Raw genomic sequence first — 26,700 nt, 5'->3', positions numbered from 1 at the left:
AGGGCGGAGTGGATCGGCGAGGGGGATCGGCGGGAGGCGCGGGTGCGGGGCCGCCGGCCGTGGGGCGGTGCCGCCGCCCCCTTGTGGGGGGTGTGGTGCGAGAAGGGGGCGGCGGCGGTCAGCGGGGAGGAGCGGCGCTGCCGGGTTCCTCGGGAGCGGGCGTGCCGAGTTCCTCCACCGTGAAGGAGTCCATGGTGAACTCCGAGGTTCCGCTCTCGCCGGTTTTCCTCAGGCCGACCCAGGCTTCGCCGGTGGCGGGGGCGGTGAACTCGTAGGAGTGGGTGGCGGGGGCGGTGGCCCTGGGCAGCGGGGTGCGGGTCAGTTCGCGGGCGGCTGGCTCGTCGACGGCGGTGATCCACGCGTACTGGCCGGCCGTCTCGTTCTCGTATCGGAGGGTGATCCGGTAGCGGTGCCCGGCGCGGAAGCGGACGGTGTGCGGCACGGTGCGGTAGACCAGTCCGGGGTTCTCGCCGCGGGACTTGAGCGATTCGGTGCCGTCGATGACGTCGTCGATCGCCTTGCCGTTCCAGCCGGCCTGGGTGTACGGGGCGTGTCGCTGGGCGATGTGGGTGCGCGGGTCGGTGACGCCGCCCGCGTCGCCCTTGACGAAGGGGCCCCAGCCCTGTGGGACGTGCTCGAAGTCCTCGTGGAGCAGCGTGCCGGGCTTGCGGGCGCGGGTGGCGGGGACGACGCGTACGTTGTCGAACCGCACCCGTGCCGTCCCCGCCTCGGCGCGGAGGGTGAGGTCGACCGGTCCGCCGCCTTCGGGAACGGTGAAGTAGGTGAACATCCGCTGGAAGCGGGTGCCGTGTTTGCGGTCGGCGGCCATGTGGTTGCCCGCGGTGGAGGTCTCGGTCCAGTTTCGGGCGGTGATGCCGTCCGCGGTGCGGACGGTGAGCGCGGCGCGGCGCCGCTCCCCCGCCCGCTCGCCGACCTCGACCTGGACGGACGCCGCGTAGCCGCCGGGCGCGAGCCGGGCCAGCCGCTGGCTCACGGCGGCGGCCGGGCCGGGGCCGATGACCAGTTCGTCGTCGCCGAGGTCGCTGCGTCGGACGCCGGCCGGGCCGGTGGTGTGCCAGCCGTCCAGGGAGCCGGAGTGGAATCCGGGGTCGTGCACCGGGGTGCCGTGGCCCCAGCCGGGCGCGGGCTGGGCGGGGGCGCGGGTCCTGTGGACCACGTAGGGCTGGTCGGCCCGCGCGGTGACGCTGATCTTCCCGTCGGTGACGGGGAGTTCGACGGCGTCGGCGCGTCCTTGGTCGGTGAGCCGGTACAGCGTCACCGTCCGCAGGTCCGCCCAGCCGCGTGGCAGCCGCCAGGTGGTCGTGCCGCCCGCCGGGTTGTAGTGGTAGAGCCTGGCCGGGTCGGTGGCTTCACGCGGCTCCCAGGGCAGCAGATACGTTCCGCCGTCGTAGACCGGTCGCCCGTCGGTGGTGATGCGCCGTACGCCGCCGGTGTCGGTGACGGAGGTCGCGGTGGGGCCCTCAAAGGTGATCTCGTGGTCGCGCCAGGTGCGGATGGGGTACGCCTGGAGGTATTTGGCGGGGAGGCTGTCGGTCCAGATCAGCCGGTAGAAGGCGGTCCAGTCGGTCTTGCCGGTCCAGCCTTCGAAGTTGCCGGTGCGCGGGATGCCGAGCAGGGTGGGCCACTTGTCGGCGAAGACGTCCTTGTGGTGGTTGTGCAGGAATCGGATCAGGCGGGAGTTGATGCCGCGTGAGGTGTCGGGTCCGTAGTCGGTCTCGGTGGCCCAGTGGGACCACAGGGCGGAGCGTTCCAGTCCGTGGCCCCATTCGGTGGTGATGTGCCAGCCCTGGTCGCGCAGGGCGCGCTGGAGCCGGTCGGAGGTCCAGCCCGACTCGCGGAAGACGTCGATGTAGAGCGTATTGAGGGCCGGATCAGTCTGGTCCCGCAGGTCCTGGAAGCGTTTGATGACGTCGCCGGAGACCAGGTCGCGGCGCTGGTCTATGCGGTAGGACTGGTCGAGCCAGTCCCATTGGGCGTCGGTGGTGTCCACCAGCGTCTCGGAGAAGGCGTGGGCGACCGGGTAGGACTCGGTGACGTTGACGTGCACGCCGAAGTCGCTGTGCCACTTCCTGCCCTCGCGAAGCAGGGTGTTGAGGTCGTCCAGGCCACCCGCGCGCTTGTTGTAGTTGCCCGCGTAGTCGGGGTGGGCGGAGTCGTGGCCTTCCGACTGGTAGCCCTTGAGCAGCGTGTACTGGCGCAGCCCATCGGTGGCCAGGGAGATCCGCTTGACGTGGTCGAGGGTGGCCAGGAACGGGTTGGTGGCCTGGCTGGCGAAGTTGAAGGCGATGTGCGGGACGACGCGCAGGTGCTGCTGGTCGGCGCCCAGTGGTTCGGTCGTGATGTCGCGCAGCGCGATGGCGGCGTCCTGCCAGTCGACGGTGCCGTCGCCGTTGCGGTCGCGGGTGACGATCACGGTGGCGTACGGCAGCGGCTCGGTGGCGGCCGGCGGGGCGGTCGCGGCCCGGTGCGTCCACTGGCCGCAGCCCAGGCGCACCGTGAGGCGGCCGTCCTCGTCCTTGACGGTCTGCCGCCACAGCCGCCCGTTCTCCCAGGTGGTCCCGGCGGCGGTGGTGGGTCTGTCCCAGACGGTGTTGGTCTCGACGGCGGCGGCCAGCGCGTCGGTGGCGACGACGGCGTACGCACAGCCCAGCGAGGCGGCGTCCGCCGGGGTCGCGGGGTCGCCGGGCCGGACGAGGGTGTCGCCGCTCTTGGCCTTGTCCAGCTCGACGCGGGCGGCCAGCAGGGCGGCGCCGGGCTGGTCGGCGCGGACGCTGAGCAGGGCGAGGCCGGGGATGCGCAGGGTGCCGACGCGGAGGGCGCCGGTATCGCTGATGTGGGTGACGCGCCAGTGCACCTGCCAGTCCCGCACCCGGATCTCCACGCCGATCCGGGTGCCGCCGGTGAAGGCGAGGGTGTAGGTGATGTAGTCGCTGTGCGCGGTGCTGGTGACCTGGGGGGTCAGTTCGGTGTCGCCGATGAGCACCGAGCCGACGGGCCGCGGCTGGCCGTGGAGTACGGCGCGGGTGCCGCGGTCGGTGTACGAGACCACGCGTGGGAAGTCCGTGCCGACCAGGACCTCCAGCCGCGTCGACCGGATGACGGCTTCGGCGGTACGGGCGGGCGCGGGGGCGTTGCCCGCGTGGGTGCTGTCGGCATGGGCGGGGCCGCCACTGCCCACTTGGGCGTGCGCGAGGCCGCCGCCGGTGCCGAGCGCCGTGCCGATCCCGGCCAGCGCGCCGGTGGCCACGACCGTTCTGCGGCTGGGCCCTTCCTGCCGCTCCCCTTGCTTCGTCAACGCCGTGCTCCTCCGGCTCGCCGCCTGGTTGGTCCCCCGACACGCCGGGGTGGGTGGTCCCCGACACGCTGGGTGGGTGATCCCCCCAACCCTGGTCCGGGACGGCGCCTGAGCCCATGGACAAAAGTGCGGCGGATGTTGGACTCGTGAGGCGGGGGTGGGAGCTGGGGGGGGCGCCGGGCTCAGGGCAGCATCTCGGCGGCGGCGCGCAGGGCCGCGCCCGCGCCGGTGGTCAGCGGGTCGCCGTGGCCGAAGCAGGCGGTCTCCACGTCCAGGGCGGCCTGGCGGCGGAAGGCGTCGGCCATGCGGCCGGGTTCGAGGTTGAACACGCCCGGCATCAGCCGTCCGACGTTGGCGATGGTGTCCCCGGTGAACAGCACGCCGGAGGCGGGCAGATGGAGCGCCACGCTGCCGTGGGTGTGGCCGGGCACGTGCACCACGCGGGCGGGTTCTCCCCAGTCGAGGGTGTCGCCGTCGGACAGCTCCCGGTCGACCGGCACGGCCGGAGCCGGTGGCACCTGCGGGGCGTGGGCCTCGTAGAGCGGGATCTCCCAGTCGGCGAGCACCGGGTCCGGTAGCGGCTGCGCGCCGCTGATCACGGGGGCGTCGGCGGAACCGGCGAGGACGCGGGCTCCGGTGGCGGCGGCCAGGGCGGCGGCGGAGCCGTAATGGTCCTTGTGGCAGTGGGTGATCAGGATCTCGCGCAGGTCCGCGGGGCCCGACGCGCCGAGTCCGGCGAGGGCGTCCAGGATCGGCTTCTCGTAGCCCGCCCATCCGCAGTCCACCAGCGCGAAGCCGTCCGGGATCCGGACGGCGTACGCCTGGCCCACGGGGAACCGCAGCATCCAGACGGTGTCGTTGACGTGGGTGATCTCCATGCCCGCGACGCTAGGGCCGGTGGGCGGCGGGGGCCAGGCGGTTGCGCGGGGCGCGAACACGCCGTGGGCGAACGGACGTCGGCGGCGCCGGCCGGTGAATGACGGCGCCGTTCCCGGTGTACGACGCGCGCCGCCCCCGGCCGGGAGGGAGTCCCGGCCGGGGGCGGCATCCGTTCACTCAAGACTGCGACGGGCGTACCCGGCGGATCAGGCGCCGAGCTCGGCCGCGGCCTTCTTGATGTCCTCGGCGAAGTTGCTCACCTCGGTGTAGACGCCGGGCTTGCCCGGACGCGCGCAGCCCTCGCCCCAGCTGACGATGCCGACCTGGATCCACTTGTCGGAGTCGTCCTTGCGGAACATCGGGCCGCCGGAGTCGCCCTGACAGGTGTCCACGCCGCCCTGGTCGAGGAGTCCGGCGCAGAGCTCCTCCTTCTCCACCAGGTTGCTGTAGGCGTTCTTGCAGGTGGCGTCGTCGACGAACGGCACGCTCGCCTTGAGCAGGTAGCGCTGCTGGTCGCCGCCCTCCTTGTCGGCGCCCCAACCGGCGATGGTGAAGTCGCCGTTGTTGTACGCGTCCGTCTCGGCGATCGGCATGGTCGGCAGGTCGATCTTCTTGTCCAGCTTGATCAGCGCCCAGTCCTTGCCGGTGCCGTTGTAGCCGGGGGCCTGGAGGACCTCGGTGGACTTGGCCGTGACGGCGCTGGAGTCCTCCAGGTCCACCACGCCGGCGGTGGCGGTGATGTCGGTGTTCGGGCCGCTGCCGTCGACGCAGTGGGCGGCGGTCAGCACGATGTCCTGGGTGTAGAGCGCGCCACCACAGCCCATGGACAGGCGCACCATGAACGGGAATTCACCCTGCTCGGCCTTGGTGCCACCGACGATCTTCGCGGACTTGCCGCCGTCGTCGTGCGCGAACGCGGCGCCGGGGAAGAGGCTGAACGCGCTGAGCGCGACGGCGCCGACGGCTGCGGTCCGCTTCACCTGCTTCATGAAGTTCTGCAACGGACTTCCTTTCGTGGGGGGTTGACACGCACAGCAGGTCCATGCCAACAGGAAGTCCGGAAGCCTCCGACGGAATGGGGCGTCGACGGGAGGCGTCACACCGTGAGGTGCCCGGGACCCAGTGGGGGATGAGCCCGCGTAGCGCGTTGTGATTATCTGAACGGATACGACGCCCTGGCAAGGGTCGAGTTCCGGCCACGGGCGTCCGCACTCCGGACACCCCCACGGACGAGCGGCGACAGACACCGTCACGGACGGGCGGCGACAGCCGGAAGCGGCGCCGCCCCGACCGGGAGGAAGGCCCGGCCGGGGCGACGCCTGCTCTTGGTTGCCGCGGTGCGGAGTTGCCGCGGGTCACGCCGTGCGCGACGCACGGGTCACGGAGTCACACGGACCGGGTCCGGGGCCTCAGCCGCCGAGCTGGGCTGCGCCGGACCGGATGGCACCGGCGAAGGTGCTCACCTCGGTGTAGACGCCGGGCTTGCCCGGACGCGCGCAGCCCTCGCCCCAGCTGACGATGCCGACCTGTATCCACTGTCCGGCGTTGTCCTTGCGGAACATCGGGCCGCCGGAGTCGCCCTGGCAGGTGTCCACGCCGCCCTGCTGCATGTATCCGGCGCAGATCTCCTCGTTCGCGACCAGGCCCGCGTAGCTGCCGCCGGCCCTCTTGCAGGTGGCGTCGTCGACGAACGGCACGGTGGCCTTGAGCAGGTAGCGCTGCTGCGACCCGCCCTCGCGCGCCGCGCCCCAACCGGCGACGGTGAAGGTGCCGTTGTTGTATGCCGTGGTGTCGGCGATCTTGAGCGTGGGCAGGTCGATCGGCCGGGCGAGCTTGATCAGCGCCCAGTCCTTGCCCGTGCCGTTGTAGCCCGGGGCCTGGAGGACCCGGGTGGACTTGACCTTGATGGCGCTGGAGTTCTGGAGGTCCACCACGCCCGCGGTGGCGGTGATGGAGGTGTTGGGACCGCTGCCGTTCACGCAGTGCGCGGCGGTCAGGACGAGGGTCTTGGAGTACAGGGCGCCGCCGCATCCCATGGACAGGCGCACCATGAACGGGAATTCGCCCTGTGCGGCGCGGGTGCCGCCGACGACCGGCAGGCCGATCCGGGAGCTGTCGCTCTGGCCGGCCCGGGAGCCGTCGCTCTGGGCCAGTGCGGTACCGGGGAACAGGCTGATCCCGGCGAGCGCGGCCGCGCAGACCGCCGCCGATCTCTTCACGTGCTTCAGGAAATTCCGCAAGGGGATGTCCTTTCCGTGGGGGCGGGATACCGCTTGATTGGCACGCACATGCCAACCCATGGCCATTGATTATGTGGACGGAGTGAAGGGCGTGACAAGGCACGTTTTCCGGCCAGATGTGTTCGTACTCCGGACATCGACGGCACGACGACATGACGGGTTCGGCGAGCGGGCGGCACGGCGGCCCCGGTCCGTGCCGTGGAGGCGGCGGCTACCCTTCACGCATATGACCGAGATACTGCTGAACCTCGTGCTGGGCCTGGTCACGGCGGCAATGGGCACGGGGTTCGGATGGTTCTCCCGTACGTTCCTCTTTCGCCGCGAACTCCGCCGCACCCAGCGGTTCTTCGGGCTGCCGCCCGGTGCCGAGTGTCTGCTCGTGGTCAACCGCGACTTCGGCGGCGCGGCGGACAGCGTGGCGCGCAACGACACCTACGCACTGCTGGAACTCGCCGGGCTGGTCAAGGAGTGCGGAGCGGGGTTCGAGGTCGCCGCGCACGACGAGACCCGGCAGGGCATCGGCGAGCGCACCGAGTTCTGCGTCGGCGGCCCGGGCTCGAACCAGCGGATGGCCGCCCACCTGGCCACGTCGCTGCCGGGCTTCACGATCGAAGGAGAGGCCGACTTCGCCGTCGCCGGGGCCGCCTACCGTATGGAGCGCGGCGTGGTCGAGTACGTTCTGCTGGCCAAGGTCGCCCCGGGCGCGGGGCGGCGGCCGCTGTTCCTGGTGTGCGGGCAGCGCTCGGTCGCCAACCAGGCGGCGGCGCGGTATCTGGCCCGGGAGCACGCCCGCCTGGCGCGGACGTACGGTGTCGACGGCGGCTTCTGCCTGCTGCTGAAGGTCGTCAACTCCGGGGCCTACGGGCCGGATGCGGTCGAGTTGGTGGCGGATGTCAGCGGGGCGGCGGTCAGCAGGAGCCGGGGCGCGCGTACAGCCTGATCACGATGCCGTGCGCCTTCCTGGTCTCGCACACGTCGTAGTGCCGCTCGAGCACCGCCCGCTTGGCCTCGCCCTCGGGGACGTCGTCCTTCACGCGGTAGTTCGGGTCGTAGACCGCGATGATCCGATCGGCGGCCAACAGCCGCGCGGGGACGCGGGACGCCGGGACCTCGATCCCCTGCAAGGTGCCGGAGGAGGCCGGGTCCTGAGCAAGCGCCAGGTCGCGCAGCCCCTCGAAGTCGCGAGGGTGGGACAGCATCGACTCCCGCCGTCCGGAAGGCATGAACACCACGCCGTCACCGGGGGCGGCCATCTCCCGTACGGCGCGCGCGGCACCGGCGGGGTCGTCGAGATGGACGGCGGCGGTGCGGATGCGCGCCCACGTCGGCACCTGCGAGGCCACGATCGCCACGCACACGGCGACGGCCAGGACGGTCGCCACCCGCCCCCGGCGCACCGCGCAGCGCAGCGCCCGGTCCAGGGCCGTGCCGATCAGCAGCGCGAGACCGGTGTAGGAGTAGATGATGTACCGGTGGGTGTACAGCGGCCGGTCGGCCAGCGCCGCCAGCATCAGCAGCGTTGACGGCAGCACCAGGAGCGGCAGCGCGAGGGTCCACAGCCGGACCGGTCCCGGGGCGGGAGCCGGCACGGCGGCGCAGACGGTTCCCACCAGCGCCCAGACGGCGAACGCGGTGATCTCGCTGCCGGTGGGGGGCACGAGCCATGACACCTGCGCCGACTGCTGCTGGCTGATGATCACCAGCGGGATCAGCGGGACGACCGCGCAGGTCGCCGCCAGCCCCCACGACCACCGGACCGCGGCCGGAACCCGGGACAGCAGCAGGGTGACGCCGTGTGCGAGCACCGCGATGACCGCGAACTCGTGCAGCAGACCGGCCAGGCACGCCAGCACCGCGTAGCCGGTCCAGGTGCGCGGGTGCGGCCGGTCGAGCGCGCGCAGCAGCTGATACGAGGACCACGCCACGAGCGCGCAGACGAGGGCGTACGAACGCCCCTCCTGGGCGAACTGCTGGATGGCCGGAATCATGGGGAAGACCAGTCCCGCCAGCAGCCCGGCACGCGGCCCCGCGAGCCGGTGGCCGATCAGCCCGACGGCGGCGGCCGCCGCGGCCATCGCCAGCACCGAAGGCAGCCGCAGGGCGAGCAGCCCGCCGTCCCACAGGCTGAACAGCGCGTGCATGAGCAGGTAATGGAGCCCGTGCACCGCGTCGATGTTCCCCAGCATGTGCCAGATCTCGGGCAGGGTGCGGTGGGTGACCTGATAGGTCGTCGACTCGTCCCGTCCCATGCTGCCCTGGCGGCGGATGCCCCACAGTCCGATGACGAGAGTCAGGCCGGCGGGGACCAGCGCGGCCGTCACGCGCCCGATCCGGGGGCGGGTGGGCCGCGCGGTGACGGGGCTGCCGGGCCGGATGACCACTGCGGCGGCGACCTTGGCGGCCAGCGGCGGATGAACCATGGTGACGCGGACTCCGTTCAAAGCGTGGGGGGGTTGGATCAGACGGCCGGGGCGCGGCGGATCCACCACAGGCAGAAGGCGGCGAGCGCGGCGGCCGCGGCCAGGCAGATCCCGGCTTCGGCCCACTGCATGGGCCAGAAATGGCTCGGAGGGTGGAAATCGTGGAGCTGGCCGATGACGTGATGCCGGGCCATGCAGGCGTCCCAGTCGACGTCCGTGCACACTCCACTGGGCTGGATCCGACCGCTGTCGGTGATCCAGTCCCAGCGGCCCTCCCAGGCGTAGCCGAGCTGCATCGTCGTGGCTACCGAACCGATGGGCTCGAACCCTGACTCCCAATCCACCAGGTCGGGACGGAGGGCGCGGAGGCCGAACTGCGCACCCACCGTGGCGGCCAGCGTCACCGCCATCGCGGGCAGGGTCCGCCGCAGCAGCAGACCGGCGGCTGCTCCGGTCATCAGCGCCAGCAGTGCCCAGGCGACGGCGACCGGGCCGATGGCGTTGTAGGGAACGCTGTTGAACCAGGGAAGTTCCGCCGGCCCCATGACGTCGTGCGCCCTTGTGGAGACGGCATGGGCAGGCGCCCACCACCAGGTGTAGAGCGCGGCCATCGCCCCGGCGGCGGCCAGCGTGATTCCCGTGGCGACGCCGAGCTTGACGGCCAGCCAGCGCGTCCTGCTGACCGACTGGGACCACACCAGCCGGTGGGTGCCGCTCTCCAGTTCCCGCGCGAACAACGGGCTGCCGACGAAGACGCCGATCAGCGCCGGCACCGCGACGCACACGCGGGCACCGTTACGCAGCGGGCCCGCGTACTTCCGCTCGAAGGCGTAGACGGTGTTGGGCCGGAACCCCTCCTCATCCGACCAACAGGCGGCTCTGGCCGTGCCACGGCACCTGACGATGTCGTGCGCATTGATGTACGCGACCATGTCGGCGCGCTGCCACGTCATGTAGACGGCCGCCACGAGCACGAGCACCGCGCCCGCCCAGAGCACGACCCGGTGCTGCCGCAGGACGAGCCAGACCAGTCCCTTGGTCATGCCGTCACCGCCCGGGCGGAGCGGCCCACCCACCACACGCAGAACGCGGCGAGCGCGGCGGCCGCGGCGAGGCAGATGCCGGCCTGGACCCACTGCATGGGCCAGAAGTGGCTCGAAGGGTGGTAGTCCACGAATCTCTCGACCACATGGCCCGCGGAGCAGTTCCTCACGGGCTCGCCGCCGCAGGTCCCAGGGGAAAGCCGCTCCCCCGACTCCGTCAGAAACCCGTCGGCAAGGACGTGGCCGCCCCTGGGGACCTGGTCGAACGCGGACCCGTTTCCCCGCAGCACGCGGCTGGTCACGGTCCGTACCGGCCACAGCGCGGCGCGCAGCCGGGATAGGTCGAGGACGTACATCACACCGGCCGTGGCGGCGAGCGCGGCGACCATCGCCGGTAGCGTGCGCCGCACGAGCAGTCCGATCGTGGCACCGAGGAGGAGAGCCAGCAGGGCCAGGGCGACCGCCGCCGGGCCCGCCGTGAGGAACGGCACCGCGGTGTTCCAGGCCAGATCGCCGAAGTCCCGGTAGCCGGGGTGCCACCACCATCCGTACAGCGCCGTCAGCGTGGCCGAGACCAGCAGGGTGAACACGGCGGGGAGGGCGAGTTTGGCGGCGAGCCAGCGGCGCGGGCTGACCGACTGCGCCCAGGCGAGCTTGTACGTGCCGCTCTCCAACTCCCGTGCCAGCAGCGGGGCGCCGAGGAACGTGCCGACCAGCAGGGGCAGCGCGAGCAGTAACCGGCCCGTATCGAGCAGCGGGCTCCGGTAGTCGTCGTACAGCCGCATGAGCGCCTCGCCAAGGGCGTTGGGGCGCTCGTCCCCGTCTCCGTACACCACTCGCTTGCCGTGGCAGACACCCTGCCCCCGCTCACACTCGGCGATGCCATGCTCCCGCTGGAAGCCCACCAGCTCGAAGCGCTGGTACACGATGTACGCGGCGAGGGCCGCGGTCAGCGCCGCGCCGATCAGCAGCACCGTCCGGTGCTGCCGCCAGACCACCCAGGCCAGGCCCTTCACCCGGCCACCTCCGCGACCGTGGCTCGCGCGCTGCGGGTGAGCAGCGGCGGGGCGTCCGGAGCGCGGAGGTAGCCGAGCAGGATCTCCTCGACCGACGGCTCTCCCACGATCCAGTCGCCGCCGAGCGGCACGGCACCCGGACGCATCAGGGCGGTGAGCTGGCGGCCGGTGGTGCGGGTCTCGACGATGGTGTGCTGTTCGAACCCGGCCGGCAGGCCAGGGCCCTCGTGGACGCCGGTGACCAGGCTGTGCGCGGCCTGGATGGCGTCGGTCTCGCCCGCGAGCCGCAGTCGGGCGTCGCCGATCAGCATCAAGTAGTCGCAGACGCCGTCCAGTTCGGCAAGCACATGGGTGGAGATCACCACGGTGGTGCCGTGTTCGGCCGCCTCGGCCATGAGCGCGCCCATCATCCGGCGGCGGCGCAGCGGGTCCTGGTCGGACATCGGCTCGTCCAGGAGCAGTAAGTCGGCGCGCTTGCCGAGGGCGAGAGCCAGGGCCACGCAGGTGCGCTGGCCGCCGGAGAGGGTGGAGATCCGGGCCGTGAGCGGCACGTCCGCCTCGGCTACGACGCGTTCGGCCACGGCCTGGTCCCAGGCGGGGTTGAGCTCGCGGCCCAGGCGCAGCGTCTCGGCGACCGTGAACCGCGGATAGAGCGGCTTGTCCTGGGCGACGAAGGCGACGCGCCGGCGGGCAGCCGGTGCTGACGGAGGATCACCGAAGAGGCGTATGGCGCCCTCGGTGGGCGCCAGCAGGTTCGCGGCGAGGGCCAGGAGCGTGCTCTTGCCCGAGCCGTTGGGGCCCACCAGCGCGCAGACGCGCCCGGCCGGCAGGCGGAACGTGCACTCCCGCAGCGCCCAGCCGCGCCGGTACTTCTTCCCCAGGCCGGTCGCCTCCACGGCCGCCGTGGCCGGGGCGCCTATCTGGTCGGTCACCCGTTCTCCCCGTTCAGGTCTGTGCCGGCGGCGGTCGGGCCGGCGTCGAAGCGTTCGTCGAGGACGGAGGCGATCAGTGCCGCCACGTCCTCGCGGTCGAGTCCGGCCGCGCGGGCCCGGTCCGTCCAGGCGGCGAGTTCGGCGCGCAGTGGTGAGTCCACGGCCGCCTCGGGCCGGGCGAGCGAGCGCCTCACGAAGGTGCCGAGGCCGGGTCTGGGTTCGACCAGGCCCTCGCGCTCCAGCTCCCGGTAAGCCTTGAGGACGGTGTTGGGGTTGATCGCCGTGGCCGCGACGACCTCCTTGGCGGTGGGCAGCTTGTCGCCCGGCTGCAGGAGTCCGAGGCGCAACGCCTGCTTCGTCTGCTGGACGATCTGCAGGTAGGTGGCGACGCCGCTGCGCCGGTCGATGCGGTACTCGACCACATCCACCACCCTTTCACTAATCAGTTAGTGGAATGATGGTGCAGGGTTGCGCTGGGCACTGTCAAGCAGAGCGCGGCCGAGCAGGGGCGCGGTCAAGCAGGGCGCGGTCAGGCAGCACAAAGCCGCGCGGCGCCTGCCCCGGTCGGGAGGGGCAGGCGCCGCGCATCCGGTCCGTACGACGTTGTACGGCGGAGACTATGAGGTTGTGTCAGACCATCAGCGATCGGTCGGTCGGGCGGATCGGCGCGGGCAGCGCGCTCGTGCCCGCCAGGTAGCGGTCCACGCCGCGCGCCGCGGAGCGGCCCTCGGCGATGGCCCACACGATCAGCGACTGGCCGCGGCCCGCGTCTCCGGCGACGAAGACCCCGTCGACGTTGGTGGCGAAGTCGGCGTCACGGGCGATGTTGCCGCGCTCGTCCAGCTCCAGGCCGAACTGCTGGACCAGGCCGTTGTCCTGGTCGGTGCCGGTGAAGCCCATGGCCAGCGTCACCAGCTGGGCCGGGATCCTCCGCTCGGTGCCCGGCTTCTGCTCCAGCTTGCCGCCGGTGAACTCCACCTCGACCAGGTGCAGCCACTGGACGTTGCCGTCCTCGTCGCCCTCGAAGCGGGTGGTGGAGACGGAGTAGACCCGCTCGCCGCCCTCCTCGTGCGCGGAGGTGACCTTGTAGAGCATCGGGAAGGTCGGCCAGGGCTGGCCCGCGCTGCGCTCCTCGCCGGGCCTCGGCATGATCTCCAGCTGGGTGACGGAGGCCGCGCCCTGGCGGTGGGCGGTGCCGACGCAGTCCGCGCCGGTGTCGCCGCCGCCGATGACCACGACGTGCTTGCCCTCGGCGGTGAGCGGCGGGGCGACGAAGTCGCCCTCCTGCACCTTGTTGGCGAGCGGCAGGTACTCCATCGCCTGGTGGACGCCCTTGAGCTCGCGGCCCGGCACCCGCAGGTCGCGCGCGGTGGTGGCTCCGGCCGCGATGACGACCGCGTCGTAGCGCTTGCGCAGCTTGGCGGCGTCGATGTCCCGGCCGATCTCCACACCGGTGCGGAACTTGGTGCCTTCCGCCCGCATCTGCTCGATACGGCGGTTGATGTGGCGCTTCTCCATCTTGAACTCGGGGATGCCGTACCGCAGCAGGCCGCCGATGCGGTCGGCGCGCTCGTAGACGGCGACCGTGTGACCGGCCCGGGTCAGCTGCTGGGCCGCGGCGAGACCGGCCGGTCCCGAGCCGATGACGGCGACGGTCTTGCCGGACAGCCGCTCGGGCGGCTGCGGGGTGACGTTGCCGGAGTCCCACGCCTTGTCGATGATCGAGACTTCGACGTTCTTGATGGTGACGGCGGGCTGGTTGATGCCCAGCACACAGGCGGCCTCGCACGGCGCGGGGCACAGCCGACCGGTGAACTCCGGGAAGTTGTTGGTGGCGTGCAGCCGCTCGCTCGCCTCGGCCCAGTCCTCGCGGTAGGCGTAGTCGTTCCACTCGGGGATGAGGTTCCCCAGCGGACAGCCGTTGTGGCAGAACGGGATGCCGCAGTCCATGCAGCGCCCGGCCTGCTTGCTGATGATCGGCAGCAGGGAGCCGGGGACGTAGACCTCGTTCCAGTCCTTGACGCGCTCGCCGACGGGGCGGGACGTGGCGCCCTCGCGCCCGGTGGTCAGGAAGCCCTTGGGGTCAGCCATTGATCGCCGCCTCCATCATCTTCTCGTGGGTCTCGGACTCGGTCAGTCCTGCTCGCTCGGCGGCGTCCTTGGCGGCGAGCACGGCCTTGTACGTGGTCGGCATGACCTTGCTGAAGCGGGTGAGCGCGGTGCCCCAGTCGGCGAGGAGCGCGGCGGCGACGGTGGAGCCGGTCTCTTCCTGGTGACGGCGCACGACATCGTGCAGCCACCGCTGGTCGTCGCCGTCGAGCGGCTCGATGGCGGACACCAGGTCCTTGTTGACGTTGTCCCGGTCGAGGTCGATGACGTACGCGACGCCGCCGGACATGCCGGCCGCGAAGTTGCGGCCCGTCTCCCCCAGCACCACCGCGCGGCCGCCGGTCATGTACTCGCAGCCGTGGTCGCCCACGCCCTCGGAGACGACGGTGGCGCCGGAGTTGCGGACGCAGAACCGCTCGCCGACGCGTCCGCGCAGGAACATCTCGCCGCCGGTCGCGCCGTACGCGAGGGTGTTGCCCGCGATGGTGGAGTACTCGGCGAGGTGGTCGGCGCCCCGGTCCGGGCGGACGACGACCCGGCCGCCGGAGAGGCCCTTGCCGACGTAGTCGTTGGCGTCGCCCTCCAGCCGCAGCGTGACGCCGCGCGGCACGAACGCGCCGAAGGACTGGCCCGCGGAGCCGGTGAAGGTGATGTCGATGGTGTCGTCCGGCAGACCCGCGCCGCCGAACCTCTTCGTCACCTCGTGGCCGAGCATGGTGCCGACGGTCCGGTTGATGTTGCGGATGGCGACCTGGGCACGCACCGGCTGGGCGGCCTCGGCGGTCTCGGCGGCCAGCGCGTCGGCGGCCAGCTCGATCAGCTCGTTGTCGAGGGCCTTCTCCAGGCCGTGGTCCTGGGCGATGACCTGGTGCCGTACGGCACCGGCCGGCAGGTCCGGGACGTGCAGCAGCGGGGCCAGGTCCAGGCCCTGCGCCTTCCAGTGGCCGACGGCCCGCTGGGTGTCGAGCAGCTCGGCGTGCCCGACGGCCTCCTGGAGCGTACGGAAGCCCAGTTCGGCCAGCAGCTCACGGACCTCCTCGGCGATGAACTCGAAGAAGTTCACGACGAACTCGGCCTTGCCGCTGAACCGCTCGCGCAGCACCGGGTTCTGGGTGGCGATACCGACCGGGCAGGTGTCCAGGTGGCACACGCGCATCATCACGCAGCCGGAGACGACCAGCGGCGCGGTGGCGAAGCCGAACTCCTCGGCGCCGAGCAGCGCGGCGATGACGACGTCGCGGCCGGTCTTCAGCTGGCCGTCGGTCTGCACGACGATACGGTCGCGCAGGCCGTTGAGCAGCAGCGTCTGCTGGGTCTCGGCCAGGCCCAGCTCCCAGGGGCCGCCCGCGTGCTTCAGCGACGTCAGCGGCGAGGCCCCCGTACCGCCGTCGTGGCCGGAGATCAGGACGACGTCCGCGTGCGCCTTGGAGACACCCGCGGCGACCGTGCCGACGCCGACCTCGGAGACCAGCTTCACGTGGATCCGCGCCTGGGGGTTGGCGTTCTTCAGATCGTGGATGAGCTGGGCGAGGTCTTCGATGGAGTAGATGTCGTGGTGCGGCGGCGGGGAGATCAGGCCGACACCGGGCGTGGAGTGCCGGGTCTTGGCGACCCACGGGTAGACCTTGTGGCCGGGCAGCTGGCCGCCCTCACCGGGCTTGGCGCCCTGGGCCATCTTGATCTGGATGTCATCGGAGTTGACCAGGTACTCGCTGGTCACACCGAAGCGGCCGGAGGCGACCTGCTTGATCGAGGACCGGCGGGCCGGGTCGTACAGCCGCTCCGGGTCCTCGCCGCCCTCGCCGGTGTTGGACTTTCCGCCCAGCTGGTTCATGGCGATGGCGAGCGTCTCGTGTGCCTCGCGCGAGATCGATCCGTAAGACATGGCGCCGGTGGAGAAGCGCTTGACGATCTCGGAGACCGGCTCGACCTCCTCGATGGGGATCGAGGGCCGGTCGTTCTTGAGGGAGAACAGGCCGCGGAGCGTCATCAGCCGCTCGGACTGCTCGTTCACCCGCTCGGTGTACTTCTTGAAGATGTCGTAGCGGCGGGCGCGGGTCGCGTGCTGGAGCCGGAAGACGGTGTCGGGGTCGAACAGGTGCGGCTCGCCCTCGCGACGCCACTGGTACTCGCCGCCGATCTCCAGCGCGCGGTGCGCCGAGGGGATGCCGGTGACCGGGTACGCCTTGACGTGCCGCTCGGCGACCTCCCGGGCGATGACGTCGAGGCCGGCGCCGCCGATCTTGGTGGCGGTGCCGTGGAAGTAGGCCTCGACGAAACCCTCGTCCAGGCCGATGGCCTCGAAGACCTGGGCGCCGCGGTAGGAGGCGACGGTCGAGATGCCCATCTTGGACATCACCTTGAGCACGCCCTTGCCGAGGGCGTAGATCAGGTTGCGAATGGCCTGCTCGGGCTCGATGTCGGAGAGGAAGGTGCCGGCGCGGACCAGGTCCTCCACGGACTCCATGGCCAGGTACGGGTTGACGGCGGCGGCGCCGTAGCCGATGAGCAGCGCGACGTGGTGCACCTCGCGGACGTCGCCGGCCTCGACCAGCAGCCCGACGTGCGTGCGCTGCTTGGTGCGGATCAGGTGGTGGTGGACGGCGGAGGTGAGCAGCAGGGAGGGGATCGGCGCGTGCTCGGCGTCGGAGTGCCGGTCGGACAGCACGATCAGCCGGGCGCCGTCCTCGATGGCGGCGTCGGCCTCGGCGCAGATCTCCGCCAGCCGCGCGGCCAGGGCCTCGCCGCCCCCGCCGACCCGGTACAGACCGGACAGGGTCGCGGCCTTCCACCCCGGCATGTCGCCGTCGGCGTTGATGTGGATGAGCTTGGCCAGCTCGTCGTTGTCGATGACGGGGAACGGCAGGGTGACGCTGCGGCAGGAGGCCGGGGTCGGGTCCAGCAGGTTGCCCTGCGGGCCGAGGGAGGAGATCAGCGAGGTGACCAGCTCCTCCCGGATGGCGTCCAGCGGCGGGTTGGTGACCTGCGCGAACAGCTGGGTGAAGTAGTCGAAGAGCAGCCGCGGCCGGGCGGACAGGGCGGCGATCGGGGCGTCCGTGCCCATGGAGCCGATCGGCTCGGCGCCGGTCTTGGCCATCGGCGCGAGGATGACGCGCAGCTCTTCCTCGGTGTAGCCGAAGGTCTGCTGGCGGCGGGTGACCGAGGCGTGGGTGTGCACGATGTGCTCACGGTCCGGAAGGTCGGTCAGGTCGACGAGACCGCTCTCCAGCCACTCGGTGTACGGGTGCTCGGCGGCGAGGCCGGCCTTGATCTCGTCGTCCTCGATGATGCGGTGCTCGGCGGTGTCGACCAGGAACATCTTGCCGGGCTGGAGGCGGCCCTTGCGGACGACCCTGGCCGGGTCGATGTCGAGTACGCCGACCTCGGAGCCGAGGACGACGAGGCCGTCGTCAGTGACCCAGTAGCGGCCGGGCCGCAGACCGTTGCGGTCCAGGACCGCGCCGACCTGGGTGCCGTCGGTGAAGGTGACGCAGGCCGGGCCGTCCCAGGGCTCCATCATCGTGGAGTGGTACTGGTAGAAGGCGCGCCGGGCCGGGTCCATGGAGGCGTGGTTCTCCCACGCCTCGGGGACCATCATCAGCACCGCGTGCGGCAGGGAGCGCCCACCGAGGTGCAGCAGCTCCAGCACCTCGTCGAAGGAGGCGGAGTCGGAGGCGTCCGGGGTGCAGACGGGGAAGAGCCGGTCCAGGGTCTCGTCCCCGAACAGGCCGCTGGCCAGCTGCGATTCCCGGGCCCGCATCCAGTTGCGGTTGCCCTTGACCGTGTTGATCTCGCCGTTGTGGGCGACGAAGCGGTACGGGTGGGCGAGCGGCCAGCTCGGGAAGGTGTTGGTGGAGAACCGCGAGTGCACCAGCGCGACGGCGGAGGCGAAGCGGCGGTCGGACAGGTCCGGGAAGAACGGCTCCAGCTGTCCGGTGGTCAGCATGCCCTTGTAGACGATGGTCCGGGCGGACAGCGACGGGAAGTAGACGCCCGCCTCGCGCTCGGCGCGCTTGCGCAGCGCGAACGCCTTGCGGTCCAGGGCCAGCCCGGTGTGCTCACCGTCGCCGACGAACAGCTGGGCGAAGGCGGGCATGGTGGCCCGGGCGCCGTTGCCGAGCAGCTCGGGGGTGACCGGGACCTCGCGCCAGCCGAGGACGGTCAGGTTCTCCTCGGCGGCGATCCGCTCGATGTGCGCGGTGGCGGCGGTGCGCTCGTCCGCGTCGTCCGGGAGGAAGGCGATGCCGACGGCGTACGCCCCGGCCTCCGGGAGCGGGAAGCCGGTGCTCTCGCGCAGGAACGCGTCCGGGACCTGGACGAGGATGCCGGCGCCGTCGCCGGAGTCGGGCTCGGAGCCGGTGGCTCCGCGGTGTTCCAGGTTCCGCAGGACCGTCAGGGCCTGCTCGACAAGTGCGTGTGCGGCCTCACCGGTGAGCGTCGCCACGAAGCCCACGCCACAGGCGTCATGCTCGTTGCGCGGGTCGTACATCCCCTGGCGGGCGGGGTAAGACGCAGTGGACGCAGCACGCATCGGCTCTCCCGTCGTCGTCATGGCATTTGGTAGTGCCGAGGGACGACGTTGGCCCTCTGCGAATTTTCGTGCAGGTTACATGATGCCCCGCTTCTCGAGAAGCGGATTCTCCGTTTCAGCATGCGGACAGCCGGTACGGAGGGCAACCGGGGAGCGAAGGGGCGAAAGGGCCGCCGACGCGGGGATCAAGGCATGGGCGACGCTGCCCATGCGCCCGGTCCTTATGCCCGCCGGTTAAGGAATTGAAACCGCCGGGTAACGGCGGCGGTCAACTCGTTACCGACCGGTACGGACGCCGGGTCAGCCTAGAGCCGCACCGAACAGGGTGCCCAGGGCGTACGTCACACCCGCCGCCGCCCCGCCCAGCGCCAGCTGCCGCAGCCCGCTGTACCACCAGGAACGGGCCGTCACCCGCGACACCACCGCGCCGCAGGCGAAGAGCCCGAGCAGAGCCAGGAGGACGGCCGGCCACAGCGCCGTGGCACCCAGCAGATACGGCAGCACCGGCAGCAGCGCGCCCAGCGCGAACGCGCCGAACGAGGACACCGCCGCGACCAGCGGCGACGGCAGGTCGTCCGGATCCACCCCGAGCTCCTCGCGGGCGTGTATCTCCAGCGCCTGCTCCGGGTCCTTCGACAGCTGCTCCGCGACCTCGCGGGCCAGGGCGGGCTCGACGCCCCGCGACTCGTACAGCGAGGCCAGCTCCAGCAGCTCATCCTTGGGGTGCTTGCGCAGCTCGCGCCGCTCGACCTCCAGCTCGGCCAGTACCAGCTCGCGCTGGGAGGCGACCGAGGTGTACTCCCCCGCCGCCATGGAGAAGGCACCGGCGGCGAGCCCGGCCATGCCGGTGATCACGATGGTCTGCGCGGAGACGGAGCCACCGGCGACACCGGTCATCAGGGCGAGGTTGGAGACCAGTCCGTCCATCGCCCCGAACACCGCGGGGCGCAGCCACCCGCCGCTGACGTCGCGGTGCGTGTGGTTGTCGCGGTGCGCGATGTGCAGCGGTGCCGAGGTCTCGATGACGGCCATGCCGGGCGTGCTCCCTTCCCCTGGGTGCGGGCCTGGCGCCCACTCCCCCCAAGTCGAAGGTACGCACGATTTACCGGCCTCCGCCAGCAAGGAAGGCCGAACTTACCTCTCTGACCTGCGGAAACGCAGAGTGCTTGGCGAAAAGTACGAGGGAGCGGGGGCCACCGGCGCCCCCGGGCGAGGGTGCCCTTACGCTGCGCCGGGCCGTCCCCAGCCCCCGTCAGGGCTTCTTCGTGGGCTCCGGCGCCTCGGCGGCGTCGGCCTCGCCGCCGTCGGCCGCGGCATCCACCGCATCCTCGCCAACGCCCTCGTCGTCGACGGCCTCGGCGTCCGTGCCGCCCTCGGCCGCCTCGACGGCCGCCTCCGCCGCCACCGGCTCCACCACTGCCTCGCGGCCAGGGGCCCGCTTCGCGGAGATGACCATGTACGCCACGGCCGCGAGGAAGACGACGATGGAGGTCCAGTTGTTCAGGCGCATGCCCAGGACGTGGTGGGCGTCGTCCACCCGCAGGTACTCGACCCAGAAGCGGCCGACCGTGTACGCCGCGACGTACAGCGCGAACGCCCGGCCGTGGCCCAGCTTGAAGCGGCGGTCCGCCCAGATGACCAGCAGCGCCACACCGACGCACCACAGCGACTCGTACAGGAACGTCGGGTGGTAGGTCCCGCCGGCGACTCCGGCGTCGGGGTCCGCGTCGATCTTCAGCGCCCACGGCACGTCGGTGGCCTTGCCGTACAGCTCCTGGTTGAACCAGTTGCCCCAGCGGCCGATGGCCTGGGCGAAGGCGATCCCGGGCGCGATGGCGTCCGCGTACGCCGGCAGCGGGATGCCCCGGCGGCGGCAGCCGATCCACGCGCCCAGCGCGCCGAGCGCGATGGCGCCCCAGATGCCGAGGCCGCCTTCCCAGATCTTGAAGGCGTCGATCCAGTCACGGCCTTCGCCGAAGTACAGCTCGTAGTCGGTGATGACGTGGTAGAGCCGTCCGCCGATCAGACCGAAGGGCACCGCCCACACGGCGATGTCGGCCACCGTGCCGACCTGGCCGCCGCGCGCGACCCAGCGCCGGCCGCCGAGCCAGACGGCCACGAAGACGCCGATGATGATGCAGAACGCGTAGCCGCGCAGCGGGATCGGGCCGAGATCGATCACGCCGGTCGACGGGCTGGGGATGTAAGCGAGGTCCATGACAGGGTCGACGCTACCTTGCCGCTGGGTAAGTCGGGCAACCCGCCCGGTGCAACAGCTGCATAACGCGTGTCACCGCTGGGCCTCGTCGACGAGCTTCCGGAGCCGGTCGGGGGTGAGCGGGTTCTTCGGGTCGCCGTAGACCTTCTTCCCGTCGAGCAGGACGGTCGGGGTGCCGGTGAACCCGGATCCGGCGAAGGCCCTGCCGGACTTCCGGACCCAGCCGTCGTGGGTGCCCTTCTGCACGCAGCGGCGGAAGGCGGGGGTGTCCAGCCCCTTGACCTGCCGGGCCAGCTCGATCAGCCGGTCCTTCTTCCCGTAGGCGTCGTCCGTCTCCTGCGGCTGGTTGGCGAAGAGCACATCGTGGTACGCGCCGAACTTCCCCGCGTCCTGGGCGCAGGCGGCGGCGTTCGCGGCGTTGAGCGACCCGCTGCCGCCCAGGTTTCCGTCGATGATCGTGACCAGGTGGTAGTCGGTCTTCACCCGGCCCTTGCCCTCCAGGTCGCGGACGGTGCCGCGGAGGTTGTCCTCGAACTGCTTGCAGGCCGGGCAGCGGAAGTCCTCGTAGACGGTGAGGGTGGCCGGGGCGTCCGCCCGGCCGGTCCGGATCACCAGGTCGTCCTTGCCGGTCGCGGCGGAGGGCGCGGTGACCGGTCCGCCGTTCCCGTCGCCGTCGCCACCGGCGACCAGCGCCCCGATCCCGGCGGCGAGGCCGAGCACGGCCACCACCAGCACCGCCATCATCAGCTGGCGCCGGCGCCTGTCCCGCGCCTCGTCCTGCCGCCGCTGCGCCCGCATCCGAGCGCGAGCGCTGTCCCGTCCATCACCGTTTCGCTGACTCACGCCCCCGACAACGAGGCGGAGGAGCACCGCTGCGCTCCTCCGCCCCGCTTTCGCCCGTTCGGCCGCAGGGCAGCACTCTTCCGGGGGCTACCGGAGGGATCCGGCGTGTCGTGTCAGGACGGCCGGGTCAGGAGGGCCGGGCCAGGGCCGGTCGCGTGAGGGCGCCGGGTCAGGACGACGGGCGTCCTCGGACGCCCTCGGCCAGTTCACCCGCCAGCGTCCGCACGTCCGCGAGCCCGGCCTCCACGTCCGGTGCGTCGAGCAGCCGCTTGACGAACGCCGATCCGACGATCACGCCGTCGGCGAAGCCGGCGACCTCCGCCGCCTGCGTCGCGTTCGACACGCCGAGACCGACGCAGACCGGCAGCTCGGTGGTGCCCCTGGTGCGGCGCACCAGGTCCTGGGCCTCCTTGCCGACCGACTCCCGGGTGCCGGTGACGCCCATCAGGGACGCCGCGTAGACGAAGCCGCTGCCCGCCGCCGTGATCTTGGCGAGCCGCTCGTCCCGGCTGCTCGGCGCCACCACGAACACGGTCGCCAGACCGTGCCGCTCGGCGGCCTTGAGCCAGACCTCGGCCTCCTCCACCGGCAGGTCGGGCAGGATGCAGCCCGCGCCGCCCGCCGCCGCCAGGTCGGCGGCGAACCGCTCGGGGCCGTAGCGGTCGACCGGGTTCCAGTACGTCATGCACAGCACCGGAGCGCCGGTGGCCGCGTGCACCTCGCGGACCGTACGGATCACGTCCACGATCTTCACGCCGCCGCGCAGCGCGATGTCGTCGGCGGTCTGGATGATCGGCCCGTCCAGCACCGGGTCGCTGTGCGGCAGGCCGACCTCGACGATGTCGCAGCCGCCCTCGACCATGGCCGAGATGGCCCGTACGCCGTCGTCGACGGTCGGGAAGCCGGCCGGCAGATAGCCGACGAGCGCGGCGCGGCCCTCGGACTTCGCCGTGGCGAGGACGTTGTCCAGCAGTGCGATGTTGCCGCTCACTCGGCCCCCTCCGCGGAGTCGTACAGCCCGAAGTAGCGGGCCGCTGTGTCCATGTCCTTGTCCCCGCGTCCGGAGAGGTTGACGAGCAGCAGCCCGCCCTCACCCAGCTCGCGGCCCACTTCCAGGGCCCCGGCCAGCGCGTGCGCGCTCTCGATCGCCGGGATGATGCCCTCGGTACGGGACAGCAGCCGCAGTGCCTGCATGGCCGCGTCGTCGGTGATCGCGCGGTACTCGCCGCGGCCGGTGTCCTTCAGATACGCGTGCTCCGGTCCGACGCCGGGGTAGTCCAGGCCCGCGGAGATGGAGTACGGCTCGGTGATCTGGCCGTCCTCGTCCTGGAGGACGTAACTGCGTGAGCCGTGCAGGATCCCCGGCTCACCCTCGCTGAGGGTGGCCGCGTGCTCCCCGGTCTCGACGCCGTGTCCGGCCGGCTCGCAGCCGATCAGGCGGACGGAGTCGTCGTTCAGGAAGGCGTGGAAGAGGCCGATGGCGTTGGAGCCGCCGCCGACGCAGGCGAGGGCGGCGTCCGGGAGGCGACCTGCGCGGTGCGTGATCTGGTGGCGCGCCTCGACGCCGATGACGCGGTGGAAGTCGCGCACCATCGCCGGGAAGGGGTGCGGGCCGGCGACCGTGCCGAAGAGGTAGTGCGTGTGGTCGACGTTGGCGACCCAGTCGCGGAACGCCTCGTTGATGGCGTCCTTGAGGGTGCGGCTGCCGGACTTCACGGCGATGACCTCGGCGCCGAGCATGCGCATCCGGGCGACGTTGAGCGCCTGCCGCTCGGTGTCGACCTCGCCCATGTAGATGGTGCAGTCGAGGCCGAAGAGCGCACACGCGGTGGCGGTGGCGACACCGTGCTGACCGGCGCCGGTCTCCGCGATGACGCGGGTCTTGCCCATGCGCTTGGTGAGCAGGGCCTGCCCGAGCACGTTGTTGATCTTGTGTGAGCCGGTGTGGTTGAGGTCCTCGCGCTTGAGGAAGATCCGGGCACCGCCGGCGTGCCGGGCGAACCGCGGCACCTCGGTCAGGGCACTCGGCCGCCCCGTGTAGTTGACCAGCAGGTCTTCCAGCTCGGCGGCGAAGGCGGGGTCCGCCTTGGCCTTCGCGTACTCCGCGGCGACCTCGTCCACGGCGGCGACGAGCGCCTCCGGGATGAACTTGCCGCCGAACGCGCCGAAGTATCCCTCGGCGCTGGGAACCAGACCCTCCGGGTCCGGGATGAAGAAGTCAGACGACATGCGACGTACTCCTCGGGGGCGGCGCCCCCAACAAGGGTGGGTGGGAACGTGTGGCAGCAACGCTGCCACCGCGGACCGCCGCGGGCGCTGCGCGCCGCGGCCGACCGCGTGACGGCGCACACTTCAGTGCGCGGCCGCCCCACGCCATCGACGTCCGTTGATCTGCCCGGGCTCACACCCGATGTGGTAGCGCACCCGGCGCCCGCGAACGCGCCGCGCGGGCGCACGGCAGCCCCGGGGCCGGCAGCCCCGGGCCAGTCGCGCGTACGCCCGCATGCCGGTCAGCTCCGGCCGTGCCGCAGGGCGGGGTGGGCGCCCGCCGCCACCAGGTCCGCCACCGCGCCCTTGGGGTCGCGGCCGGTCACCAGCGACTCGCCGACCAGCACCGCGTCCGCGCCCTCGTTGGCGTACGCGATCAGGTCGTGCGGCCCGCGCACACCGGACTCCGCGACCTTCACGATGTGGTCCGGGATCTCGGGCGCGACCTGCGCGAAGGTGTTCCGGTCCACCTCGAGCGTCTTGAGGTTGCGCGCGTTGACCCCGATGATCTTCGCGCCCGCGTCGACCGCCCGCTCGACCTCCTCCTCGTCGTGCACCTCGACCAGCGGGGTCAGCCCGATCGACTCGGCCCGCTCGATGAGGGAGACCAGCGCCTCCTGGTCGAGGGCCGCGACGATCAGCAGCGCCAGGTCGGCGCCGTACGCCCGGGCCTCCCACAGCTGGTAGGAGGTGACGATGAAGTCCTTGCGCAGGACGGGGATGTCGACCTTGGCGCGCACCGCCTCCAGGTCCGCGAGGGACCCGCCGAAGCGCCGCTGCTCGGTCAGCACGCTGATGACGGCCGCGCCGCCCGCCTCGTAGTCCGCGGCCAGCCCGGCCGGGTCCGCGATCGCGGCGAGCGCGCCCTTGGACGGGCTGGAGCGCTTGACCTCGCAGATCACCTTGACGCTGTCGCCCTTGAGGGCGGCGACGCCGTCCTTGGCCTGGGGCGCCTTGGCGGCCCGCTCCTTGAGCTCGTCGAGGGTGACGCGTGCCTGCCGCTCCGCGAGGTCGGCACGGACTCCGTCGATGATCTCGTCGAGCACACTCACGCGAGCGGCCCCCCTTCTGGACGGGGATGGAGCTTGTGGTCGGTGCCGGTGTCGCGGGCGAGCCGCTTCACCTGCACTTGTGATGGTATCCGGCCGGGGGCCGAGGTCTCGCATCCGGTTGACGCTTCAGTCCACCGGCTGGACGTTCCCCGGACTCCCGGAGGACGCTTCGCGGACGTGATCAGGGGGCGAGCGGCGCTCCGAAGGGCAGATTCCGGACGATCGTGAAGGCCAGGGCCAGTCCGCCCAGCGCCCAGCCGTGGGCGGCGCGCAGACGTGGGGCCGGGGCGGGGCGTCCGCGGGCGGACCGCGTCAGCCACCGGGTCCAGTGGACCGCGAAGGCGAGGTACCCGGCGAACGCCAGGGCGTTGGCGCCGAGCGCGCTGACCAGGTCGGCGTGTGCGAGGGCGTGCGCGCCGCGCAGCCCGCCGCAGCCGGGGCACAGCACGCCGGTGTACCGCAGAAGCGGGCAGGCCGGGTAGTGGCCCGGCTCCCCCGGGTCCACCGCGCCGACGAACGCGAAGGCCGCGGCCACCGCGGCGAGCACACCCAGCGGGGCGGCCAGCCGGCGGGCGGCGGGTGCGGGCCGGCGTACGGCGGGTGCGGGGCTCGTCACACGGCCAGCCTGCCGGTGGACGTGCGAAGGCGCAGCCCAGGACCGCCGGAACTACGCCGTACGGATCCTGGCCGCGCCTCGTCCGGCGGCCGGAGGGCCGGTCAGGTCAGCTGCTGCTGGCTCTGCGGCTGCTGGACCGTGCGCTTCTGCTGACCCATGCCCATCGAGCGCATCACCATGCCCACCACGCCGCCGAGAGCGATGACCACGATGCCCGCCCAGAAGCCGACCGGGTTGGCCAGCACGGTGAACGCACCGGAGACGCAGAAGCCGATGAAGGCGATGGTCACGCCGGTCCAGGCCGCCGGGGTGTGGCCGTGGTTGTTACCCGCCATGTGTACTCCTCGTTGCTGTACTGCTCCCTGGGACGTGCGTCCGGGAGGGTCCCCCGGGTACGGGGTCCGGGGCGCGGGGCGCGGGGGATACGCTCCGTGCCCATTCTCCCCGACGCGTCGTCAATCCTTCCGCGGGGGTCGGGGTCACGGGGGCGCGTGTCCGGTCAGCCGCCGGCGGATGCCCGCCCGCCGTCCTGCCCGGTCGGGTCCTCGCCCCGGTCCAGGGCCTTCCACAGCTCTTCGGGGCGGTCCGGGTCGGGGGCCGGGCGGGTCCGCCCGGCGCGGGTCCGGGCCGGAGCGCCGTCCGCGCCCGTGCGCTCGTACCGCCCGGACATGGCGGGCCAGTGGCGGCCGTAGCCCAGCGCGAGCACCCCGGCGAGCAGCAGCAGCGCGCCGCCCGCCAGGGCCACCCACGGCCAGGCCGTGTGCGCCACGTCGTGGATGGTGCCGTCCGCCAGGCCGGTGGCCTTGGACGCCTTCTCCTCGAGCGCCGCGGTGTCGGAGGCGCCCGCGATCGAGCTGGCGACGATCCCCGCCCCGCAGAGCGCGAGGAGCGCGGAGACCAGGACGCGGCCGGTGCGGCGCACCGCGAAGACCGCGACGAGCGCGGCGAGTCCGACGACCGCGAGCGCACCGGGCAGCCCGGTGACGTCCTCGCCGTCGGCGCGCTGCGGGAGCGCGCCCTGGGCGACGGCCGCGGTGCCCTCGGCCCAGGTGCGGCTGGTGGCCAGGAGGACCAGCGCGGCTCCGGCCGCGCCCGACAGCAGGGCGACGGCGAGACTTCGCCTGCCGCTGCGCTCGGCCTTGGCGGCGGGCCCGCTGCGGGCCTGTGGCTGGGGTACGGCTGCTGCACTCACGCGTACCACTATCCCTCACGGGTGG

The 26,700-nt window shown here is 72.1% G+C and carries 22 protein-coding genes; 1 reads left to right on the top strand and 21 read right to left on the bottom strand.

Annotated elements, in window-relative coordinates:
• Window positions 1-118: 118 nt before the first annotated feature.
• From ACQUSR_RS25560 to ACQUSR_RS25545, 4 genes are all read right to left on the bottom strand, one after another.
• A complete protein-coding gene (locus tag ACQUSR_RS25560; RefSeq protein ID WP_431044954.1) occupies window positions 119-3,316 on the bottom strand; it encodes an endo-alpha-N-acetylgalactosaminidase family protein in 3,198 nt (1,065 codons plus the stop codon).
• 182 nt (window positions 3,317-3,498) lie between these two features.
• Window positions 3,499-4,194 (bottom strand): MBL fold metallo-hydrolase, encoded by a 696-nt coding sequence (locus ACQUSR_RS25555; protein WP_431044953.1) that lies wholly within the window; start codon window positions 4,192-4,194, stop codon window positions 3,499-3,501.
• A gap of 207 nt (window positions 4,195-4,401) precedes the next feature.
• Entirely contained in the window at window positions 4,402-5,184 is a 783-nt protein-coding gene (locus ACQUSR_RS25550; protein WP_431047839.1) for a S1 family peptidase, read from the bottom strand.
• 420 nt (window positions 5,185-5,604) lie between these two features.
• The gene (locus ACQUSR_RS25545; RefSeq protein ID WP_431044952.1) at window positions 5,605-6,435 is read right to left on the bottom strand and encodes a S1 family peptidase; all 831 of its coding nucleotides are present in this window, start codon (window positions 6,433-6,435) and stop codon (window positions 5,605-5,607) included.
• A gap of 226 nt (window positions 6,436-6,661) precedes the next feature.
• Between ACQUSR_RS25545 and ACQUSR_RS25540 the strand changes: the two genes are divergently transcribed.
• A complete protein-coding gene (locus ACQUSR_RS25540; protein ID WP_431044951.1) occupies window positions 6,662-7,375 on the top strand; it encodes a hypothetical protein in 714 nt (237 codons plus the stop codon).
• On the opposite strand, the gene ACQUSR_RS25535 is transcribed toward ACQUSR_RS25540, so the two are convergent.
• The 17 genes from ACQUSR_RS25535 to ACQUSR_RS25455 all read right to left on the bottom strand — a co-directional run bounded on the left by ACQUSR_RS25535 (window position 7,344) and on the right by ACQUSR_RS25455 (window position 26,675).
• Window positions 7,344-8,855 (bottom strand): glycosyltransferase family 39 protein, encoded by a 1,512-nt coding sequence (locus ACQUSR_RS25535; RefSeq protein WP_431044950.1) that lies wholly within the window; start codon window positions 8,853-8,855, stop codon window positions 7,344-7,346. The two genes, ACQUSR_RS25540 and ACQUSR_RS25535, sit on opposite strands and share 32 nt — an antisense overlap.
• Window positions 8,856-8,893: 38 nt before the next feature.
• Window positions 8,894-9,898: a translation initiation factor IF-2 gene (locus tag ACQUSR_RS25530; RefSeq protein ID WP_431044949.1), complete on the bottom strand. Its 1,005-nt coding sequence runs from the start codon at window positions 9,896-9,898 to the stop codon at window positions 8,894-8,896.
• Entirely contained in the window at window positions 9,895-10,914 is a 1,020-nt protein-coding gene (locus ACQUSR_RS25525) for a hypothetical protein (RefSeq protein WP_431044948.1), read from the bottom strand. The genes ACQUSR_RS25530 and ACQUSR_RS25525 overlap by 4 nt, the downstream gene beginning before the upstream one ends.
• Complete coding sequence (locus ACQUSR_RS25520) at window positions 10,911-11,846, bottom strand: ATP-binding cassette domain-containing protein (protein WP_431044947.1); 936 nt, start codon at window positions 11,844-11,846, stop codon at window positions 10,911-10,913. The genes ACQUSR_RS25525 and ACQUSR_RS25520 overlap by 4 nt, the downstream gene beginning before the upstream one ends.
• On the bottom strand, window positions 11,843-12,268 hold the full coding sequence (locus tag ACQUSR_RS25515; protein ID WP_431047837.1) for a GntR family transcriptional regulator: 426 nt from the start codon (window positions 12,266-12,268) through the stop codon (window positions 11,843-11,845). The genes ACQUSR_RS25520 and ACQUSR_RS25515 overlap by 4 nt, the downstream gene beginning before the upstream one ends.
• Before the next feature lie 208 nt (window positions 12,269-12,476).
• Window positions 12,477-13,937, bottom strand: coding sequence for a glutamate synthase subunit beta (locus ACQUSR_RS25510; protein ID WP_431044946.1), 1,461 nt, complete (start codon window positions 13,935-13,937; stop codon window positions 12,477-12,479).
• Window positions 13,930-18,486, bottom strand: coding sequence for a glutamate synthase large subunit (gene gltB / locus ACQUSR_RS25505; protein WP_431044945.1), 4,557 nt, complete (start codon window positions 18,484-18,486; stop codon window positions 13,930-13,932). The genes ACQUSR_RS25510 and gltB overlap by 8 nt, the downstream gene beginning before the upstream one ends.
• Window positions 18,487-18,786: 300 nt before the next feature.
• Window positions 18,787-19,518, bottom strand: a complete 732-nt coding sequence (locus ACQUSR_RS25500) for a VIT1/CCC1 transporter family protein (RefSeq protein WP_431044944.1) — start codon at window positions 19,516-19,518, stop codon at window positions 18,787-18,789.
• A gap of 220 nt (window positions 19,519-19,738) precedes the next feature.
• A complete protein-coding gene (lgt, locus tag ACQUSR_RS25495; RefSeq protein ID WP_431044943.1) occupies window positions 19,739-20,704 on the bottom strand; it encodes a prolipoprotein diacylglyceryl transferase in 966 nt (321 codons plus the stop codon).
• Window positions 20,705-20,776: 72 nt separating this feature from the next.
• Window positions 20,777-21,547, bottom strand: coding sequence for a DsbA family protein (locus ACQUSR_RS25490; protein WP_431044942.1), 771 nt, complete (start codon window positions 21,545-21,547; stop codon window positions 20,777-20,779).
• Window positions 21,548-21,716: 169 nt separating this feature from the next.
• On the bottom strand, window positions 21,717-22,538 hold the full coding sequence (trpA, locus tag ACQUSR_RS25485) for a tryptophan synthase subunit alpha (protein ID WP_431044941.1): 822 nt from the start codon (window positions 22,536-22,538) through the stop codon (window positions 21,717-21,719).
• Window positions 22,535-23,776, bottom strand: coding sequence for a tryptophan synthase subunit beta (gene trpB, locus ACQUSR_RS25480; protein WP_431044940.1), 1,242 nt, complete (start codon window positions 23,774-23,776; stop codon window positions 22,535-22,537). Before trpB ends, trpA begins: the two co-directional genes overlap by 4 nt.
• Window positions 23,777-23,899: 123 nt before the next feature.
• Window positions 23,900-24,052, bottom strand: a complete 153-nt coding sequence (gene trpM, locus ACQUSR_RS25475; protein WP_431044939.1) for a tryptophan biosynthesis modulator TrpM — start codon at window positions 24,050-24,052, stop codon at window positions 23,900-23,902.
• A 5-nt stretch (window positions 24,053-24,057) separates the two neighbouring features.
• Window positions 24,058-24,867, bottom strand: coding sequence for an indole-3-glycerol phosphate synthase TrpC (trpC, locus tag ACQUSR_RS25470; RefSeq protein ID WP_431044938.1), 810 nt, complete (start codon window positions 24,865-24,867; stop codon window positions 24,058-24,060).
• 181 nt (window positions 24,868-25,048) lie between these two features.
• Entirely contained in the window at window positions 25,049-25,483 is a 435-nt protein-coding gene (locus ACQUSR_RS25465; protein ID WP_431044937.1) for a DUF2752 domain-containing protein, read from the bottom strand.
• A gap of 101 nt (window positions 25,484-25,584) precedes the next feature.
• Entirely contained in the window at window positions 25,585-25,818 is a 234-nt protein-coding gene (locus ACQUSR_RS25460; RefSeq protein WP_431044936.1) for an HGxxPAAW family protein, read from the bottom strand.
• Between the two features lie 164 nt (window positions 25,819-25,982).
• A complete protein-coding gene (locus ACQUSR_RS25455; protein ID WP_431044935.1) occupies window positions 25,983-26,675 on the bottom strand; it encodes a TIGR02234 family membrane protein in 693 nt (230 codons plus the stop codon).
• Window positions 26,676-26,700: the final 25 nt, after the last annotated feature.

The organism is Streptomyces sp. P1-3 (assembly GCF_050613155.1).
Classification (GTDB): domain Bacteria; phylum Actinomycetota; class Actinomycetes; order Streptomycetales; family Streptomycetaceae; genus Streptomyces.
This window is presented reverse-complemented; position numbering and strand designations above follow the sequence as displayed.

Excerpts from the sequence above, each read along its gene's own strand:
- ACQUSR_RS25510 (WP_431044946.1), bottom strand. The coding sequence starts at position 13,937 with ATGGCTGACCCCAAGGGCTTCCTGACCACCGGGCGCGAGGGCGCCACG.
- ACQUSR_RS25555 (WP_431044953.1), bottom strand. The coding sequence starts at position 4,194 with ATGGAGATCACCCACGTCAACGACACCGTCTGGATGCTGCGGTTCCCC.
- trpB (WP_431044940.1), bottom strand. The coding sequence starts at position 23,776 with ATGTCGTCTGACTTCTTCATCCCGGACCCGGAGGGTCTGGTTCCCAGC.
- ACQUSR_RS25460 (WP_431044936.1), bottom strand. The coding sequence starts at position 25,818 with ATGGCGGGTAACAACCACGGCCACACCCCGGCGGCCTGGACCGGCGTG.
- lgt (WP_431044943.1), bottom strand. The coding sequence starts at position 20,704 with ATGGACCTCGCTTACATCCCCAGCCCGTCGACCGGCGTGATCGATCTC.
- ACQUSR_RS25550 (WP_431047839.1), bottom strand. The coding sequence starts at position 5,184 with ATGAAGCAGGTGAAGCGGACCGCAGCCGTCGGCGCCGTCGCGCTCAGC.
- ACQUSR_RS25540 (WP_431044951.1), top strand. The coding sequence starts at position 6,662 with ATGACCGAGATACTGCTGAACCTCGTGCTGGGCCTGGTCACGGCGGCA.
- gltB (WP_431044945.1), bottom strand. The coding sequence starts at position 18,486 with ATGCGTGCTGCGTCCACTGCGTCTTACCCCGCCCGCCAGGGGATGTAC.
- ACQUSR_RS25530 (WP_431044949.1), bottom strand. The coding sequence starts at position 9,898 with ATGACCAAGGGACTGGTCTGGCTCGTCCTGCGGCAGCACCGGGTCGTG.
- ACQUSR_RS25535 (WP_431044950.1), bottom strand. The coding sequence starts at position 8,855 with ATGGTTCATCCGCCGCTGGCCGCCAAGGTCGCCGCCGCAGTGGTCATC.
- trpM (WP_431044939.1), bottom strand. The coding sequence starts at position 24,052 with ATGCGGGCGTACGCGCGACTGGCCCGGGGCTGCCGGCCCCGGGGCTGC.
- ACQUSR_RS25500 (WP_431044944.1), bottom strand. The coding sequence starts at position 19,518 with ATGGCCGTCATCGAGACCTCGGCACCGCTGCACATCGCGCACCGCGAC.